18 protein-coding genes are annotated in these 17,173 nt (G+C 67.3%); 8 read left to right on the forward strand and 10 right to left on the reverse strand.

Annotation, left to right across the window (positions count from 1 at the left end):
- Nucleotides 1-7 precede the first annotated feature (7 nt).
- On the forward strand, nucleotides 8-922 hold the full coding sequence (locus Q0Q48_RS04925) for an aminotransferase class IV (RefSeq protein WP_295134860.1): 915 nt from the start codon (nucleotides 8-10) through the stop codon (nucleotides 920-922).
- A gap of 3 nt (nucleotides 923-925) precedes the next feature.
- Here Q0Q48_RS04925 and Q0Q48_RS04930 read toward each other — a convergent pair whose 3' ends face one another.
- The 5 genes from Q0Q48_RS04930 to Q0Q48_RS04950 all read right to left on the reverse strand — a co-directional run bounded on the left by Q0Q48_RS04930 (nucleotide 926) and on the right by Q0Q48_RS04950 (nucleotide 5,455).
- Complete coding sequence (locus Q0Q48_RS04930; RefSeq protein ID WP_295134863.1) at nucleotides 926-1,654, reverse strand: LON peptidase substrate-binding domain-containing protein; 729 nt, start codon at nucleotides 1,652-1,654, stop codon at nucleotides 926-928.
- 10 nt (nucleotides 1,655-1,664) lie between these two features.
- Nucleotides 1,665-2,594: a thioredoxin gene (trxA, locus tag Q0Q48_RS04935; protein ID WP_295134867.1), complete on the reverse strand. Its 930-nt coding sequence runs from the start codon at nucleotides 2,592-2,594 to the stop codon at nucleotides 1,665-1,667.
- A 93-nt stretch (nucleotides 2,595-2,687) separates the two neighbouring features.
- A complete protein-coding gene (locus tag Q0Q48_RS04940; protein ID WP_295134870.1) occupies nucleotides 2,688-3,023 on the reverse strand; it encodes a DUF962 domain-containing protein in 336 nt (111 codons plus the stop codon).
- A 9-nt stretch (nucleotides 3,024-3,032) separates the two neighbouring features.
- Nucleotides 3,033-4,247, reverse strand: a complete 1,215-nt coding sequence (locus Q0Q48_RS04945) for a CaiB/BaiF CoA-transferase family protein (protein ID WP_295134873.1) — start codon at nucleotides 4,245-4,247, stop codon at nucleotides 3,033-3,035.
- Nucleotides 4,244-5,455 carry a CoA transferase gene (locus Q0Q48_RS04950; RefSeq protein ID WP_295134876.1) on the reverse strand — a complete coding sequence of 404 codons (1,212 nt, stop codon included), beginning with the start codon at nucleotides 5,453-5,455 and terminating at the stop codon, nucleotides 4,244-4,246. Before Q0Q48_RS04950 ends, Q0Q48_RS04945 begins: the two co-directional genes overlap by 4 nt.
- 104 nt (nucleotides 5,456-5,559) lie before the next feature.
- Here Q0Q48_RS04950 and Q0Q48_RS04955 point away from each other — a divergent pair, with 104 nt between their 5' ends.
- The 4 genes from Q0Q48_RS04955 to Q0Q48_RS04970 all read left to right on the forward strand — a co-directional run bounded on the left by Q0Q48_RS04955 (nucleotide 5,560) and on the right by Q0Q48_RS04970 (nucleotide 10,614).
- Entirely contained in the window at nucleotides 5,560-6,975 is a 1,416-nt protein-coding gene (locus Q0Q48_RS04955) for a sulfatase-like hydrolase/transferase (RefSeq protein ID WP_295134879.1), read from the forward strand.
- A gap of 13 nt (nucleotides 6,976-6,988) precedes the next feature.
- Nucleotides 6,989-7,960 carry a tripartite tricarboxylate transporter substrate binding protein gene (locus tag Q0Q48_RS04960; RefSeq protein WP_295134882.1) on the forward strand — a complete coding sequence of 324 codons (972 nt, stop codon included), beginning with the start codon at nucleotides 6,989-6,991 and terminating at the stop codon, nucleotides 7,958-7,960.
- 98 nt (nucleotides 7,961-8,058) lie between these two features.
- Nucleotides 8,059-9,072 carry an aspartate-semialdehyde dehydrogenase gene (locus Q0Q48_RS04965; protein ID WP_295134885.1) on the forward strand — a complete coding sequence of 338 codons (1,014 nt, stop codon included), beginning with the start codon at nucleotides 8,059-8,061 and terminating at the stop codon, nucleotides 9,070-9,072.
- A gap of 108 nt (nucleotides 9,073-9,180) precedes the next feature.
- Nucleotides 9,181-10,614 carry a tetratricopeptide repeat-containing glycosyltransferase family protein gene (locus Q0Q48_RS04970; protein ID WP_295134888.1) on the forward strand — a complete coding sequence of 478 codons (1,434 nt, stop codon included), beginning with the start codon at nucleotides 9,181-9,183 and terminating at the stop codon, nucleotides 10,612-10,614.
- Here Q0Q48_RS04970 and Q0Q48_RS04975 read toward each other — a convergent pair.
- Genes Q0Q48_RS04975 through Q0Q48_RS04985 form a run of 3 tightly spaced genes read right to left on the reverse strand, consistent with a single transcriptional unit; the run spans nucleotide 10,611 to nucleotide 12,819 of the window.
- Nucleotides 10,611-11,204 carry a TIGR04282 family arsenosugar biosynthesis glycosyltransferase gene (locus Q0Q48_RS04975; RefSeq protein ID WP_295134890.1) on the reverse strand — a complete coding sequence of 198 codons (594 nt, stop codon included), beginning with the start codon at nucleotides 11,202-11,204 and terminating at the stop codon, nucleotides 10,611-10,613. The genes Q0Q48_RS04970 and Q0Q48_RS04975 overlap by 4 nt on opposite strands.
- Entirely contained in the window at nucleotides 11,204-11,881 is a 678-nt protein-coding gene (locus Q0Q48_RS04980; protein WP_295134892.1) for a TIGR04283 family arsenosugar biosynthesis glycosyltransferase, read from the reverse strand. The genes Q0Q48_RS04975 and Q0Q48_RS04980 overlap by 1 nt, the downstream gene beginning before the upstream one ends.
- The gene (locus tag Q0Q48_RS04985; RefSeq protein ID WP_295134895.1) at nucleotides 11,878-12,819 is read right to left on the reverse strand and encodes a radical SAM protein; all 942 of its coding nucleotides are present in this window, start codon (nucleotides 12,817-12,819) and stop codon (nucleotides 11,878-11,880) included. The genes Q0Q48_RS04980 and Q0Q48_RS04985 overlap by 4 nt, the downstream gene beginning before the upstream one ends.
- 150 nt (nucleotides 12,820-12,969) lie before the next feature.
- Here Q0Q48_RS04985 and Q0Q48_RS04990 point away from each other — a divergent pair, with 150 nt between their 5' ends.
- Nucleotides 12,970-13,551 carry a malonic semialdehyde reductase gene (locus Q0Q48_RS04990; RefSeq protein ID WP_295134898.1) on the forward strand — a complete coding sequence of 194 codons (582 nt, stop codon included), beginning with the start codon at nucleotides 12,970-12,972 and terminating at the stop codon, nucleotides 13,549-13,551.
- A gap of 1 nt (nucleotide 13,552) precedes the next feature.
- Here Q0Q48_RS04990 and Q0Q48_RS04995 read toward each other — a convergent pair whose 3' ends face one another.
- Together Q0Q48_RS04995 and pdxY are read right to left on the reverse strand one after the other, a co-directional pair.
- A complete protein-coding gene (locus tag Q0Q48_RS04995) occupies nucleotides 13,553-14,248 on the reverse strand; it encodes a LysE family transporter (protein WP_295134902.1) in 696 nt (231 codons plus the stop codon).
- A gap of 7 nt (nucleotides 14,249-14,255) precedes the next feature.
- Nucleotides 14,256-15,119, reverse strand: coding sequence for a pyridoxal kinase PdxY (gene pdxY, locus Q0Q48_RS05000; RefSeq protein ID WP_295134904.1), 864 nt, complete (start codon nucleotides 15,117-15,119; stop codon nucleotides 14,256-14,258).
- A 68-nt stretch (nucleotides 15,120-15,187) separates the two neighbouring features.
- Between pdxY and Q0Q48_RS05005 the strand changes: the two genes are divergently transcribed.
- Complete coding sequence (locus Q0Q48_RS05005) at nucleotides 15,188-16,069, forward strand: CoA ester lyase (protein WP_295134907.1); 882 nt, start codon at nucleotides 15,188-15,190, stop codon at nucleotides 16,067-16,069.
- Complete coding sequence (locus Q0Q48_RS05010) at nucleotides 16,066-17,139, forward strand: MaoC family dehydratase (protein WP_295134910.1); 1,074 nt, start codon at nucleotides 16,066-16,068, stop codon at nucleotides 17,137-17,139. The genes Q0Q48_RS05005 and Q0Q48_RS05010 overlap by 4 nt, the downstream gene beginning before the upstream one ends.
- The last annotated feature ends 34 nt before the right edge of the window (nucleotides 17,140-17,173 follow it).

Below are 17,173 nucleotides of genomic sequence, written 5' to 3' on the forward strand. Positions count from 1 at the left end.
CCCGACAATGGACCATGACAGCGAGACCGCCGCCATCAAGGGGGTTGCCTACATGGACGGGCGCTGGATGAAGCTGTCCGAGGCGGCGGTCCCGATCCTCGATCGCGGTTTCGTCCGCTCCGATGCGACTTACGATGTGGCGCACGTCTGGAAGGGGCGCTTCTTCCGGCTTATGGACCATGTCGAACGCTTCCAGGCGTCGATGGCCGGTCTCCGTATGTCGCTGCCGCTGACGGGGCAGCAGATCGCCGACATCATGATCGAGTGTGCCAGCCGGTCGGGCCTGCGCGACGCCTACGTGCAGGTGACCTGTACCCGCGGGTTGCCGCCGGCGGGTACGCGCGACCCGCGCCTGTGCCGCAACCGCCTCTATGCCTTCGCGCAGCCTTTCGTCTGGATCGCCGACGAGGCCCAGCGGCAAGAAGGCCTGCGCATGATCCTGTCGCATACCCAGCGCATCCCCCCGGAATCGCTCGACCAGCGGATCAAGAACTTCCACTGGCTCGACCTGACGATGGGGATCTTCGAGGCCTATGACCGCGATGCGACCATCGCGCTGATGCCGGCCGCCGACGGCACCGTGACGGAAGGCCCGGGCTTCAACGTCTTCGTCGTCCGCAATGGCGCGCTCGCGACGCCGGCGCACGGCCTGTTCGAGGGCATCACCCGCCGCACCGTGATGGAGATCGCCGAGGCGCTCCAGCTGCGTTGCGAGGTACGCTCCGTGCAGGCGCGCGAAGTGGCCGAGGCGGAGGAAATCTTCATCAGCAGCACGGCCGGCGGCATCATGCCGGTCGTGAACTACGAAGGCCGACCCGTCGGCGACGGCCGGCCCGGCTCGTTGACGCGCCGAATCGAGGAACTCTACTGGGCGCGACACGAGGAGCCGACGCTGTCCACGCCGGTGCCCTACGGCGACTGACGATCAGTTCTTGCGGCTGGGCGGCGTGTCGGACGCGTCGCCGAAGGCGTTCATTTCGAGGAAGGCGATGAGCAGCTTGGCGCGCGCCGTGCTGTCGGCGGCCTCGAGCAGGGCCTGCTTCTCGGCCGGGCCGAATGGCAGCACCATCGACAACGAGGTGACGAGGTTGGCGTCTGCCGCCTTGTTCACGGCATCCCAGTCGGTCGAGAGCTGGCGCCCGCGGAAGAAGGCGGCCAGCGCCGCCATCAGCCGGTCGCGGTCGAGCTCGACGACGTCGTCGGCATGGTCGAGATCGGCACGATAGGGCGAGAAGACAGAGGAGACGCGGCGGTAGCCGCCTTGTGCGAGATCCAGTTCGCGCACGATGTCGAAGCGGCAGACGCCGCTCAGCACCAGCATCAACCGCCCGTCCTCGGTCTCGTTGAAGTTGGTGATGCGCCCGGCGCAGCCGACCCGGTGCACCCTGGGCGGCCCATACTCCGTCGGCAGCCCGTCGCCGGCGAAACCGCCGGGCTGGACCGGCTGCACCATGCCGATCATGCGCGAGCCCGCCAGGGCATCGGAGATCATGGCGAGGTAGCGGGGCTCGAAGATGTTGAGCGGCAGCTTGCCGCCGGGCAGCAACAGTACGCCCGACAGGGGGAAGATCGGCAGCGTCTCGGGCAGCTGCTCGAAGGTCGGTTCGAAGGGATTGCGCGCCGGCCTCTGCGAGGAGCGCTCCGAATCACTCATGAAGAGGGGCTCATGAGAACAGGATCGTCGACAGGCGCTTGCGGCCGTCGACGGAGATCGGATCCGTGAAGCCCAGCGCTTCGAAGAACTTGAGGAGCTGCTGGCGTGCAGCGGCTTCGTTCCAGTTGCGGTCGGCCTTGATCATGGCGAGCAGCTCGTCGACGGCTTCCTGCTTCTGGTTGCCGGCCCAGTAGGCCATGGCGAGGTCGAGTCGCGCCTGGAAATCCTTCGGGTTGGCCTCGGCCTTGGCCTTGAGGTCTCCGATCGGGCCGGCGTCCTTTGCCTTCTCGGCCAGGTCGATCGCGGCCTGCGCGGCCACGACGTCGGCGCCGTTGCGCTCCTTGGCGGGGATCTGCTCGAGGAGTTCCTTGGCCTGCTCGACGTCGCCGATCGAGACCTGGTAGCGCGCGAGGCCCGCGAGGGCCACGACGTTGGTCGGCTCGACGCCCAGGATCTCGCTGTAGAGCTGGGCCGCGGTATCCATGTCGTTCTGCGCGATCGCGGCCTTGGCCTGCTCGAGCAGCTCGGCGAGTTCCGCGGCGGCCGGATCGCCGGCGCCACCGGACGCCTGGACGAGGCGGGCGACGAACTCCTTCAGCTGGCTCTCGGGGACGGCGCCCATGAAACCGTCGACCGGGCGGCCGCCGAAGAAGGCATAGACGGCCGGGATCGACTGGATGCGCAGCTGCTGGGCCAGCATCTGGTTCTTGTCGATATCGATCTTGACCAGCTTGACCGCGCCCTTGGCCTCCTTGACGACCTTCTCGATCATCGGCTGGAGCGTCTTGCACGGCCCACACCACGGTGCCCAGAAATCAACGATCACCGGCACCGTGCGCGAGGCTTCGAGCACGTCCTTGGCGAACTTCGTCTGGTCGCTGTCCTTGATCAGGTCGGCGGGGGCAGCCTGCGGTGCGGCGCCCTGCAGCATCGTTTCCATGGGTCCTCGAGCGGAATTGGGGTGTTCGCCCGCAATGTGGCGTCGGCCCCCCCGGGAAGCAAGGGGCCAGCGTACCTCCGAATCGGGCTCGTTCTACGGCGCGCGGACCTGGTGTTTCATCAACTCGTCACCGAGCCGGCCCGTCAGGAAGAGGCCGCACATCCTGTAGTCGCTGATCAGCGACCAGACGGGGGCCTCGAAGGTGGCGGGCCTGTTCTTCTCGATGAAGAAATGACCGAACCAGGCCGGCCCGTAGCCGAACACGGGGACGCCCAGCAGCCACCACCAGTTCTGCGACGCGATCGCCCAGACCAGAAGGACAGCGGACGCGATGGTGCCGACATAGTGTACCGCCCGCGTGGACGGCTTCGCGTGCTCGCGCAGGTAGAAGGGCCAGAACTCGGCGTAGGTCCGGAAGCGGGAGGCCATCCGCAGAGCCTACCCCAAAGCGCCGGCCTTTTTGAGAGCCGCGATCTCTTCCTCGCTGAAGCCGGTCTCGCGCAGCACCTCGTCATTGTGCTGTCCGACCTCGGGCGGAGGCCCGGCGGTGCGCGGCCTGGCGAAGCCCAGGCGAATCGGCGTGTTCACCGTGCGTGGAATCTCGGGATTGGCCGTGTCGGCAAAGATGCCGGCATGTTCGGCCTGTTCGTCGTCGATCACGTCGGCCAACCGTCCGATGACCCCGAAGGGGATGCCGGTACCGGACAGGCGCTTCTCCCAGTCGGCATACAGGCGCGAGGCGAAGACCGGTGCCAGCAGGTCGTGCAGTTCCTGGGCATGGGCCCGCCGCTCCGGCCGTCCGGTAAATCTCGGATCGGAGGCAAGATCGGGCCGCTCGACGATGTCGCAGAAGGTGGCCCAGAGCCGGTCGTCGCGGACCATCAGGAGCTGCAGCCAGCGATCATCCTTGGTGCGGTAGAGGTTGGTCAGCGCATTGCGAGGCTTGTCGGGCGGCGGACGGACCGGCAGTTGCGCGCCGATCAGCGCGCCGGCGGCGGTGGTGCCGTTGGCCCAGACGCCGTTGGCGTAAAGTGAGGTGCCGACCCAGCCGCCCTTGCCGGTCTGGTCGCGGCGCCTCAGGCCCATCAGGATCGCCGCCACCAGGGTCATGGCGGTGGCGCGGTCGCCCTGCGCCGGCAGCGACACCCCCGGCGGCCCGCCGTCGTAGCGTGCCGCATCGAGGATGCCGGAACGGCCGAAATAGGCGGTGATGTCGAAGCCCGGCCGGTCGCGGTCGGGGCCGGTCTCGCCGTAGCCGGTGAGCGAGCAGTAGACCAGACGCGGGTTGATCGGCTCGATGTCTTCCCAGCGCAGCCGCAGCCGTTCTCGCGCCGGCGGCGGAAAGTTCACGATCATCACGTCGGCCCGCTTCAGCAGCCGCTCCAGGATGGTGCGCGCGCCGTCGGTCTTGAGGTCGAGTGCGATCGACCGCTTGTGGCGACCGTCGAGCTGCCACGGGAAGTTCCGGTCGCTCTGCGGGTAGCTGGCGTTGCGGAAACTGTTGCGATGCGGGTCGCCGTCGACCGGCGGCTCGATCTTGATGACATCGGCGCCGTAGTCACCCAGCGCGGCCGCCGCGGCGGGCGCGGCGATGAAGGAACTGATGTCGAGGACGGTGAGGCCGGCCAGCGGCAGCGGTTCGTCTGGCGTCATCGAAGCGCACCGCTCGCCTTGAGAGCCGCCACCTCCTGCGCACTCATGCCGGCCTCGCGCAGCACCTGCTCGCTGTGCTCGCCGAGTTCCGGCGCGGGATGCGCCATGCGCTGGCGGGCGAAGCCCAGGCGAATCGGATCGGCCAGGGTGCGCGGCATGTCGGGAATCGCCGTCTCGACCACGGCGCCGCAGGCCACGGCCTGCTCATCGTCGGGAACGTCCTGCGGGCGGCTGATGACGCCGAAGGTGACGCTGTGCGCCGCCAGCGCGTCGCGCCAATGCTCGTAGGGTTGCGTGGCGAAGGTATCGCTCAGGATGCCGGCCAACTCGCCGGCGCGGGCGCGACGCTCGGGCTCGGTGGCGAAGCGCGGGTCGTCGATCAGGGACTCCAGTCCCATCGCCCGGCAGAGCGGCGCCCACAGTTTGTCGGTGCGCACGATGGTGAGCTGCAGCCAGCGGTCGTCGGCGGTGCGATAGATGTTGCCCAGCGCCGACCGGGGCCGGTCGGGCGGCGGCCGGTGCGGCAGGAACGCGCCGACAAGGGCCGCCTGGGCAATCACGCCGCACGACCACAGGCCGTTGCCGAGCAGCGACGTGCCGACCCAGGAGCCTTCGCCGGTCTTCATGCGATGGATCAGCGCCATCAGAATGGACGAGACCAGCGCCATCGCCGTGGCGCGGTCGCCCTGCGCGGGTCCGGGCACGCCCGGCGGCCCGCCCTCATAGCGCTGCGCATCGAGCAGGCCCGAGCGGGCGAAGTAGGCGGTCGCGTCGAAACCAGGCCGGTCGCGATCGGGGCCGCTCTCGCCGTAGCCGGTGAGGGAGGCGTAGATCAGCTTGGGGTTCACCTGCTTCACGTCCTCGTAGGCGAGCTTCAGCTTGTCGCGCACCGGCGGCGGGAAGTTGCAGATCAGGATGTCGGAGACCGCGATCAGCCGGTCGAGCGCGGCGCGGGCGTCGGCCTGCTTGAGATCCAGCACGATGGACCGCTTGTTCCGCGAATCCATCTGCCAGGGGTAGTTGACCGGGCTTTTCGGATAGTTCGCCGAATCCTGCATGATCCGGCGGTTGGGATCGCCGTCCGGTCCCTCGACCTTGATGACGTCGGCGCCCCAGTCGCCCAGCACGACGGCCGCGGCCGGCGCGGCGATGAATGAGCTGATGTCCAATACGCGCAATCCCGCCAGCGGCAGGGCAGTCTCGGTCATGGATTTTCCCTTTCGCGGCCGATATGGGCGCGACGCTCTGGTCTCCGTCAACAGCGCTCGCTAGTTTGATTTCGGCACGCGGTGTGCTTGCCGGAATTTCGAAAATGGGAACCCCGATCGTGGCAAAGAAGCGCAAACCGAATTTTCTGATCGTGCTGATCGACGACCTGCGGTTCGACGAGCTGGGGATCTGCGGCCATCCCTACATGAAGACGCCGAACATCGACCGGATCGGCCATGAAGGCGCGATGTTCACCTCGGCGTTCCATACGACGCCGCTCTGCTCGCCCAACCGCGCCTCGATCCTGACCGGCCAGTATGCCAGCCGCCACGGTATCATCGACAACGTGGCGCGCGACGCTCACAGCCATCGCCTGCCGAACTACCACGTCATCCTGCAGCGCCTGGGCTACGAAACCGCCCATATCGGCAAGTGGCACATGGGCAATTCCGGCGGTCCGCGGCCGGGCTATGACAAGTGGGTGAGCTTTCCGGGCCACGGCTCGATCATCGATCCGGTGTTGAACATCGACGGCAAGGAAAAGAAGTACGAAGGCTACATCACCGACCTGCTGAACGGTCACGCCGTCGACTTCCTGAAGAAGAAGCGCGACAAGCCCTTCGCGCTGTTCTTCGCGCACAAGGCCGTGCATCCCGATGCCTTCCAGGCGGCCGACGGCACGATCGATTTCACGAATGGCGGCTACCGCCCGGCGCCGCGCCATGCCGATCTCTACAAGGGCGAACACTTTCCGCGCCGGCCCAATGCGCTGCCGGCCGCCGATGTGGTGAAGGACAAGCCGGCCTGGACGGAAGCCCATGCGATGAGGGTCAACGAGGCCTCGCGCAAGGTGCTGGATGGAATCCTCGCGGGCACCGACGAGGAGATCCGCCTGCGCGCCGCGATGATGGCCTCGGTCGACGAGGGCATGGGCGACATCTTCAAGGTGCTCGAGGAGAATGGCGAGCTCGACAACACCTTCATCCTGTTCCTGGGCGACAACGGCTACTTCTTCGGCGAGCACGGGCTGGGACCGGAGCGGCGCTTCGCCTACGAGGAAGGCATCAAATCGCCGTTCCTCATCCGCTACCCCGCCTGGTTCAAGCCGGGCACGCTGAACGACGAACTGGTCCTCGCGCTCGACATCGCGCCGACCCTGGTCGACCTCGCGGGCGGCAAGGCGGCCGACTTCAAGACGATGCAAGGTCAGTCGCTGAAGCCCCTCGCAAAGGGCGCCAAGCCAAAGGGCTGGCGCACCTCGTTCATGTGCGAATACTTCAGCGAGAACGCCATGCCGTGGCTCGTGGGCATGAGCTACAAGGCGATCCGCACCAAGCGTCACAAGTACATCCACTGGACGCAGAAATCGCTCGACGGTGTCGCGTGCGACGAACTCTACGACCTGAAGAGCGATCCCTATGAAATGAAGAACCTGATCGGCAAGCGATCGGAGAAGGGGCTGGTCGCGCGCTTGCGCAAGCAGCTCGCATCCCTGGTCGCGAAGTCTGTCGGCCTCTAGGAGACTGAAAGCCATGGTCCTGACGAAGAGAACCCTGCTGGCGGCCGGATTGGCCGTCGTCTCGACGAGGAGCATGGCGCAGGCCTGGCCTTCCAAGCCGATCCGCATGATCGTGCCGCTGGCGCCCGGCGCCACGGCCGACATCGTCGCGCGCGTCTTCGCCGAGGAGCTGGGCAAGTCTCTGGGGCAGACCATAGTGGTCGACAACAAGACCGGCGCAGGTGGGACGATCGCCACCGCCGAGCTGGCCCGCGCTCCGGCCGACGGCTACACGATGGGCCTGGTCTCGCAGGGCACGATGGTGTTCAACATCGGCCTCTACAAGACTCCGGGCTACGATCCGCTGAAGGACCTCGCGATGGTCGCGGTGACCGGCGGGGTCTCCAACGTCCTGATCGTTTCACCCGACAATCCGGCCAGAACCGTGGCCGACCTGTTGGCGCAGGCCCGCGCCAAGCCTGGCGAGCTCACCTACTCGTCGGGCGGCGTCGGCACCAGCCACCACATGTCCGGCGTGCTGCTGGAGTTGCGGACCGGCGTGAAGCTGCAGCACGTGCCCTATCGCGCAACGCCGGCCGGCATCCAGGCCGTCGCCAACGGCGAGGTGGCGATGGGCCTCTTCAACACGCCGACGGTCATCGGCCTGATCAGGGGCGGCAAGCTCAAGGCACTGGCCGTGACCAGCGAGTCGCGCTCCACCCTCCTGCCCGACGCACCGACGATGATCGAGGCCGGGGTCAAGGAGTACGTCGTGAACACCTGGATGGGCTTCGCCGTCCCGGCCGGCGTGCCCGAGCCGGTGGTTACGCGTCTCAATGCCGAGATCAACCGCATCGGCCAGTTGCCGCAGGTGCGCGAGAAGATGATGGGACAGGGCATCGAGATGCTGCCGCCGGGCTCGCCGGCGGCAGCGCAGAAGCTGGTCCGCGACGACCTCGCGCTGTGGCTGCCCATCATCAAGGCCTCGGGCGCCTCGGCCGATTAGCCGGCTGCGGCCGGCCCTATCCTTGCCAAAGCAGGGCCGTGCGCGTATCTCCCGCTGTCCTTCAATCAGGGGTGCGCGCACGCTAGGCGCATATAGTCATGGGCTACAGAGTCGCCGTCGTCGGCGCGACCGGCAATGTCGGTCGCGAAATGTTGCAGATCCTGGCCGAGAGGAACTTCCCGGCCGATGATGTCGTGGCACTTGCGTCGGCCCGCTCGGTCGGTCAGCAGGCCTCGTTCGGCGACAAATCCGTGCTGAAGGTCCAGGACCTGGCCAAGTTCGACTTCAAGGGCATCGACATCGTGCTGAGCTCGCCGGGCGCCAAGGTGTCGGCCGAGCACAGTCCGCGCGCCGCCAAGGCCGGCGCGGTCGTGGTCGACAACACCTCCTACTGGCGCATGGATCCGGATGTTCCGCTGGTCGTGCCCGAGGTCAACCCGCAGGCAATCGCCGGCTACAAGGGCCGTGGCATCATCGCCAATCCGAACTGCTCGACCATCCAGATGGTCGTGGCGCTGAAGCCCATCCACGAGGCCGCCGGCATCAAGCGCGTCGTCGTGTCGACCTATCAGTCGACCTCGGGCGCCGGCAAGGAAGCGATGGACGAGCTGGTCAGCCAGACCAAGAGCTTCTTCGTGAACCAGACGCTCGACCCGGTGAAGTTCACCAAGAACATCGCCTTCAACGTCATTCCCCAGATCGACGTCTTCATGGATGACGGCTCGACCAAGGAAGAATGGAAGATGGTGGTCGAGACCAAGAAGATCCTCGACCCGAAGATCAAGGTCCACGCGACCTGCGTGCGCGTGCCGACCTTCGTCGGTCATGCCGAGGCGGTGAACCTCGAACTCGAGCGGCCGCTCGACGATCATGAGGCGCGGCGCATCCTCGCGGCGGCGCCCGGCGTGCTGGTGGTCGACCAGCGCGAGCCGGGCGGCTACGTGACGCCGAAGGAGGTCACCGGCCAGGACGGCGTGTTCGTGAGCCGCATCCGCTCCGACCCCACGGTGGAGAACGGCCTGGCGATGTGGGTCGTCAGCGACAACCTGCGCAAGGGCGCGGCGCTGAATGCCGTCCAGATCGCCGAAGAACTGATCAAGGGCTACATCTAGCCGCTTCGCTTCCGCGGACGCGACTTCGAATGGCGTGGACCTCGCGGTCCGCGCCGTTTTCGTTTGAGGGCGGATGCTTGCGAGGGGCCGCTGAGGTAGAATGGGAAGGTGAACGACACGCCCCACATCCATCCGACGAAGCGTGAATCCGCGGCCTCCGGCGCGCCCACGCCGTTGTTCGGCAGCGCGGCCGACAGCTTCGTCCAGCAACTGCGCCTGGCGTCGCAGGCCCATCGTGCGGGGCGCCTCGACGAGGCGATCGCTTCCTATCTGCGGCTGCTGGCAGTTCGTCCCGACAATGCAGAGCTGCACAACAATCTCGGCGTTGCCCTGCGCCTGGTGGGCAAGCTCGAAGCCTCGGTGGCGCATCATCGCCTGTCGCTGGCGGCCGACCTGGAAAATCCGGCCCTGCATTCCAATCTCGGCAACGCGCTGCGCTCCGTGCATCGCCTCGACGAGGCGGTGAAGCATCACTACCGGTCGATCGCCCTCAGCCGCGACTACGCCGAGGGCTTCTTCAATCTGGCGCTCTGCCTGCGCGACCTTGGCCGGCTCGACGAAGCCATCGGCTGCTTCAGTCGTGCGCTGACGATCCATCCCGACAATCGGCGTGCGCGCGTCGAGTTCGCGCTCGCGCTCCTGATGCGCGGTGAGCTCGAGGCGGGCTTCGACGCCTACGAGATCCGCAAGCGCCTGCCCGAAACGCCGACGCCGGACTTCGCGCAGCCGGCCTGGACCGGCGAGCCGGTGCAGGGCAAACGCATCCTGCTCTATCCCGAACAGGGCCTGAGCGACGTGCTGCTGTTCGTTCGCTTCGCCCGCGAGCTGAAGCGGCGCGGCGCCACGGTGATCGTCCTCTGCCAGGCGCTGCTGAAGGAACTGCTGCGCTCGGTCGATTACATCGATGTGGTCGTAGCCGAAGGCGAGACGGTGCCTGAGTTCGACGTTCATGCCTCCCTGGTCTCGCTGCCGCATCTCTGTCGCGCTGATTTCGCAGCACTTTCGAGCGAACCGCCCTATCTCGGGGCGCCCGAGGAAAGCCGCATCAAGCTCGGCCGGCTGGAGCGGGCAAAGCTGCGCATCGGCATCTACTGGGCGGCGATGCCGGGCCAGGCGCAGGATCGCCAGCGGTCGGTGTCGTTCGAGCATTTCCTGGCGCTCTCGGGCGATCCGGAGCTGCTGTTCTTCAGTCTGCAGGGCGGCGTCCACCAGAAGGACATCCAGTCGTTCGGCGCCGGCGGGCTGGTGCACGATGTCGGCCGTGGCATCTTCGATTTCGCCGAGGCCGCCACGGCCCTCTCGCAGCTCGACCTGCTGATCTCGATCGACGCACCGGTGGCGCATCTCGCGGCGGCGATGGGCGTGAAGACATGGGTGCTGCTGCCTTCGGTCGCCGACTGGCGCTGGCAACTGGGTGGCACCGAGGCGCCGTGGTATCCAACGGCGCGAATTTTCCAGCAGACGATTCCTGGAAACTGGAACGACGTCTTCGCCGCCGTGCGACGCGAACTCGACGCGCTGAAGAAAGCGACTCCGGCCTAGATCGAAAGCCGCCGCAGGGAATCGGCATCGTCGACGTCGTCGAGCGTGTCCGCCAGCGCCACCGTGACCTGACGCGGGATGCTGGCCAGCGTGTCGGCAAGAGCCGTTGGCGTCGACCAGCGCACACCCTCGAAAAGGGCGAACGGCAATGGGCGCGAGCGCCGTGCGCCGACCAGCCAGAAGCCGCCGTCGCGTGCCGGGCCGAAGACGAGATCGTGCCGGCCGAGCAACGCGAAGGCCCGCGCGATGTGAGACGCGTGCATGGCCGGGATGTCGCTGCCGACCAGCACGACCGGTCCCGGCGGCAAGGTGGCGAAGGGCAGCTTCATGCGCCGGCCGAGATCGCCCGGCCGCTGCGGTTTTCGGTGCGGGAAGGGCACGAGATGCCAGGCCGGATGACGAAGCGCAGTATCGGGCGTCACGAACAGCCACACCGTCCAGCGCGGATCGCGCGTCATGCGTCTTATCTGGGCGTCGAGAATCCGGCGATAGAAGCGGCCGGCTTCCATCATGCCGATCTCCTCGGCCAGACGGCGTTTCACGCGGCCGGCCTGCGGTGCGCGGGCGAAGATGACGAGATGGCGCTGCATCATCCGTAGAGTCGCCGCAGGGTGCGCGGCGCGACGCCGGCGAAATAGAGCATGAGGCAACTCAGGTTTCGCAGGGGACGGAGCCACCAGCCATCCCGTCGATAGCGCGCCGCCGAGGTGATCGCGTCGGCGCCGAGGGGAGCCAGATTGTCCCGGCCGATGCGCCGCACCAGGTCGACATCTTCCATGAGCGGCAGCGGCCGGAATCCGCCGAGACGTTCATAGTGCGCGCGCGAAATCAGCAGGCCCTGATCGCCATAGGGAAGGCCGAAGGTGCGGCAGCGCCAGGCCACGAGGCGCTCCACTCTTCGGGCGCCGGCCTCGTCCGCATCGAAGCGAAGGTCGAAATAGCCGGCCTTGTCGGCGATGGACCCGACGAAGCGGGCGATGACGTTGCCTGCGCCGCCGCCCAGTCTCGTATCGGCGTGCAGGAACAGGATCCAGGGCGCGCGACCGGCCGCGGCTCCGGTTGCGAGCTGGCCGCCGCGTCCTGCGGGTGCCGTCACGACCGCGGCGCCGGCCTGCCGCGCGATCGCGACGGTGTCGTCACGCGAGCCGCCATCGCAGATCGTCGTCGAGAAAGCGAGATCGGGATGGGTGGGAAGCGCCGTCAATGTGCGGGCGAGCGTCGTCCCTGCATTCAGCGTCGGAATGACGATGTCGACCGCCGTCGTCACGCGCTGCAGGCGGCCCCGCCCAGGACGCAGAACTTGGCGCAGTGCGGATGGTTGAGGCGCACCTGGCCGACGCTTTCCGCCAGGGTCTCGCCCAGCTCGAACTGCGGGTCATAGGGCAGCAGGGTGCAGGCCACGACGGCGGGCCGCGGCGCGCCCTTGCGCTTCACGACCATGCGGGCCGATGCGCACATCACGCTGTCGGGCGACTTTTTCAGGATGCCCCAGCAGGCGGTCGTGATCTCCGGCACGTCGACGGTTGGATCCATCTCGGGAAACAGAACGAGGGTCGCCGGATTTCCGGCATCGATCGGTACACTCAGCCGCTCGAACAGCCGCGCATAGCCGGCGCGGACTTCGTCGTCGGTCTCATTCGAGAAGTGGCGGCCGGCCACGTGCACCTGGAAGCCCGCTTCGGCCAGCCAGACCAGCCCGTCGATCGTCGGCTTCCAGCTTCTCGCGCCGCGCTCCTCCTCGTGCAGCGATCTCTCGTAGTGATCGACCGAGACGCGGATTGCGAGATTGTCGCGACCATGCCGCGCCAGCAGGTCGAGCAGCGCCGTCTTCATCTTGTGCATCGGCTTCATCGCATTGGTCAGCACGATGGCCTGCAGGCCGCGTGACAGCACGTCGTCCAGCATCGCCGGCAGGTCGGGATTCATGAATGGCTCGCCGCCCGTGAAGCCGATCAGCCGCGTGCCATGACCATCGCGTTCGACCTCGTCGAGATAGGCGGCAACCTCACCGGCCGTGAGATAGACGAGCCGATCGTTACGGGGCGAGGACTCGATGTAGCAGTTGCGGCAGGTGAGGTTGCACAGGGTGCCGGTATTGAACCACAGGGTATCGAGCGCCTTCAGGCCGACATGCGCGCGCGTCTCGCCCCGGGCGGTGATCCAGGCATCCTTGAATTTTGCGGGATCGAGCGGAACGGTCAGCATCCATGAACCCTGAGCAAACGTTGGCGACCGACGCTAGCACAATTCGTGCAATGGAATGCCCGGGTTCCGGACGGTAACTCGATCACATGTGCGCGTCTCGACCGCTCGACGAAGCTTCGTTACGGTCGGTCAACTTTCAAGGGGAACTGAATGCTCGACGACAAGGCGCTTGCCACCATTTTCCGAGACGCCCGCACGCACAATGGCTGGCTCGACAAGCCGGTCACCGACGACCAGCTCCACGCGATCTACGACCTCATGAAGTGGGGCCCGACCTCGGCCAATTGCCAGCCGGCGCGCATCGTCTTCGTGCGCACGAAGGAGGGCAAGGAGAAGCTCAAGCCGGCGCTCAGCGCAGGCAACACCGAGAAGACGATGACCGCGCCGGTGACGGCGATCCTCGCCTACGACACGGAATTCTTCGAGCATCTGCCGCGGATGTTCCCGCACGACCAGACCGCCGTCCACTGGTTCAAGGGCAAGCCCTCGGCCGAGCCGACCGCGTTCCGCAATGGCAGCCTGCAGGGTGCCTACCTGATCGTCGCGGCCCGCGCGCTTGGCCTCGATTGCGGCGCCATGAGCGGCTTCGACAATGCCAAGGTCGACGCGGCCTTCTTCCCCGACGGCAAGTTCAAGACGAACTTCCTGTGCAATATCGGCTACGGGGACCATTCGAAGGTGTTTGCCCGCAGCCCGCGCTTCGCGTTCGACGAGGTCTGCAAGATCGTCTGAGCTACAAACCGAAGACGGCGCCGATCTTCTTCCAGGGCAGCGGCAGGAGCGAAATCAGGGCCGCCAGACCGAAGCCCAGGATGACGGCACCGGAACCGCGGTTGAGCCACAGCAGGCCGGCGCCGGTAAAGCGCGACCGCAGCGATACCGACGCCGTGCAGATGATCGTCCACCAGGCGAGTGCGCCGCAGAACACGGCGGCCACCAGCAGGGTGGCGTCGGGCAGGCTCGCGCCCACGCCGGCCAGGTTGCGACCGGCGAAGGCCGCGCCGAAGGCCATCACCGTCAGCGGATTGAACACGGTGATGAAGAAGCTCGAGCTGGCGTAGTGGAAGTGCGTCGAGAACTGGTGCTCGCGATCGTCGGCGACGGGATCGCCGACGTTGCGCGGCCGGTGACGCATCGTCGTCCAGCCCATGATGACCAGCACGAGACCGCCGATCCCGAGCAGCCAGGCCTCGCGCTCGATCACGAACTGCTGCACGAAGGACAGGCCGAACGCCGCGACGGCGCCGAACACGGCGTCTCCCAGCGCGGCGCCGATGCCGGTCATGTAGCCCGCCATGGCGCCGACGGTGATGGAGCGCCGGATGCAGAGCGCGGCCGCGGGTCCGACCGGCACGGCGATCAGGAAGCCGATGGCTGCGCCCTCGATGGCGAGCGAGAGGGGATTGAAGACGAAGCCCGGCACGGCCATCGCGCGGCTATAGCCTCTCGGCGGTGAACAGGCGCGGCGGTGCGACCAGCCGGTCCTGTGCCGCCACGAGCTGAAGCTCGCGCTCGCCCATCGCCTCGGTGGCTTCGAGGACCGCGAAGATCGACGAGGCAGCCTTGCCCAGCGCCTCGGCGACATCGTCGCCGGCGATCCAGTGGGCGGTGAAGAGGGCGGCGACGGCATCGCCGGTGCCGTTCGGCGCGATGGGGAACCCGATCATCGGCGTCGCCACCCGCCAGGCGGCGTCGGGTGTCACGGCCACCATCTCGATCGTGTCGGGCGCGGCATCGGCGCGGCGCAGGCTGGTGATCAGGGCGAGCCGCGGCCCCCGTCGTTCTCCTGCGAGCAGAAGGCGCGCCGCCGACAGCGCCTCGCTCATGGTCGAGACGGTCCGGCCGGTCAGGTATTCGAGCTCGAAGTGGTTGGGCGTCACGAGGTCTGCGGCCGGGATCGCGCGGTCGCGGAAGAAGGCGTCGATCCCCGGCTTCACGTAGATGCCGGTGTCGGTGTCGCCCAGCACGGGATCGCAGCACCAGAGGGCGCGCGGGTTGGCCGCCCGCACGCGGCGTGCGGTATCGAGAACGACATCGGCCAGGGCCGCGTCGCCGACATAGCCGGTCAGCAGGCCGTCGCACCGCGCGAACTGGCCCAGCGCCTCGATGCCCTGGACGATCTCGGCCACCTGCTCTGCCGAAGCCGCGCGACCGCGCCAGGCGCCATAGCCCGTGTGGTTCGAGAACTCGACCGTGTTCACCGCCCAGACCTCGTGGCCCAATCGTTGCAGGGGAAAGGCTGCTGCACGATTGCCGACGTAGCCGTAGGCGACATGGCTCTGGAGGGAGAGAAAGCGCATGGCCGGCGCCACCTTGCCACAAGGCGGCCCGTCATTATAGTCCGCCGCGTTTTCGGGGAGGCCCAGTGATGTCCAAGTCCGTCCGTCCGCGCCGCAGCGTGCTCTACATGCCGGGCGCCAATACGCGTGCGCTGGAAAAGGCGCGGACCCTGCCGGCCGACGCGCTGATCTTCGACCTCGAGGACGCGGTGGCGCCCGATGCCAAGGAGGCGGCGCGCGCCAACGTGGTCGCCGCGGCGCAGAGCAAAGCCTATGGCAAGCGCGAGATCGCGATCCGCTGCAACGGGCTCGCGACGCCCTGGGGTGCGGCCGACATCGCCGCGATCGCCAAATCCGGCGCCGACGCGGTTCTGGTGCCGAAGGTCGAGAGCGCGGCCGAGGTGGCGAGCGTGATCGGACTGCTCGACGCTGCCGGCGCGCCTTCGTCGATGGCCGTGTGGGCGATGATGGAAACGCCCAAGGGCATATTGCGCGCTGAAGAGGTGGCGGGTTCGCACCCGCGGCTCACGCTCTTCGTCATGGGCACCAACGATCTCGTCAAGGACATGCGTGCGCGCCACACGCCGATGCGCCTGCCGATGGTGACGGCGCTGGGGCTCGGTATGCTCGCCGCCCGCGCCCATGGGCTCACCATCCTCGACGGCGTCTACAACGACATCCAGGACGCCGAAGGTTTCCGCGCCGTCTGCCAGCAGGGGCTGGAAATGGGCTTCGACGGCAAGACGCTGATCCATCCCAGCCAGGTCGAGCCGTGCAACGAGGTCTTCGCGCCGTCTGCCGCCGAGCTGGAGATGGCGGGCAAGATCGTGACCGCCTTCAAGACGGCGCAGGCCGAAGGCAAGGGCGTGGTCACGGTCGATGGCCGCATGATCGAGAACCTTCACGTCGAGCAGGCCGAGCGGGCGCTGGCGCTCGCCACCGCGATCAAGGAGCTGCAGGCCGCAACATGAACCTCAAGAGCACGAACAAGACCAGCACTGGCAACTTCTTCGAGGATTTCCGCGTCGGGCAGGAATTCCACCATGCCACGCCGCGCACCCTGACGGAGGCCGATGCGGCGCTCAATATCGCGCTCTACGGCTCGCGGTTCGCCGTCAACTCGTCGGACGTGTTTGCGCGGGCCATCGGCCTGCCGCGGGCGCCGATCGACGATCTGCACGTCTTCCATGTCGTCATCGGCAAGACGGTGCCCGACATCTCCCTGAACGCCGTGGCCAATCTCGGCTACGCGGAGTTCCGCTGGGGCGTGCCGGTCTATCCGGGCGACACGCTTTCGTCGCGTTCCACCGTGCTGGGACTGCGCGAGAACTCCAACAAGGCGAGCGGCGTTGTCTGGGTGCGCTCGACCGGCGTCAACCAGAACGGCGAGATGGTGCTCGACTATGTGCGCTGGGTGATGGTGCACAAGCGTGACCCCGGCGCCGTGGTGCCGCCGGCCGTCGTGCCGAAGACGGCGCCATCGGTGAAGCCGGAGGATCTCATCGTGCCGGAGGGCCTGTCGCTCGCCGGATACGACGATGGAGCCGCCGGTTCCCCGCATCGCTGGGAAGACTATGCGCCGGGCGAGCGCATCGACCATGTGAGCGGCATCACGCTCGAGGACTCCGACCATATGTTCTCGACGCGGCTCTACCAGAACACCGCGCGCGTGCATTTCGACGCCTTCGCCGGCAAGAGCACGCGCTTCGGTCGCCGTCTCGCCTATGGCGGCCACGTCATCTCGCTGATGCGGGCGCTGTCCTTCGACGGGCTGGCCAACGGCTTCCGGGTCGCGGCCATCAACGCCGGCAGCCACGTCGCGCCGACCTTCGGCGGCGACACGATCTACGCCTGGTCCGAAGTGCTCGAGACGGCGCCGCTGCCCGGCCGGAATGACGTCGGCGCGCTGCGAGTGAGAAGCATTGCGGCGAAAGACTGCCCGTGCAGTTCGTTCCCCGGCAAGGGTTCGGACGGCAAGTACCATCCCGCGGTCGTGCTCGATCTCGACTACTGGCTGCTCATGCCGCGGCGCATTGCCTAGAAATTCCGCTCGGCAGTCGGATTTTCGCTTGCAA

Source organism: uncultured Reyranella sp. (genome assembly GCF_945957355.1).
Lineage (GTDB): Bacteria > Pseudomonadota > Alphaproteobacteria > Reyranellales > Reyranellaceae > Reyranella.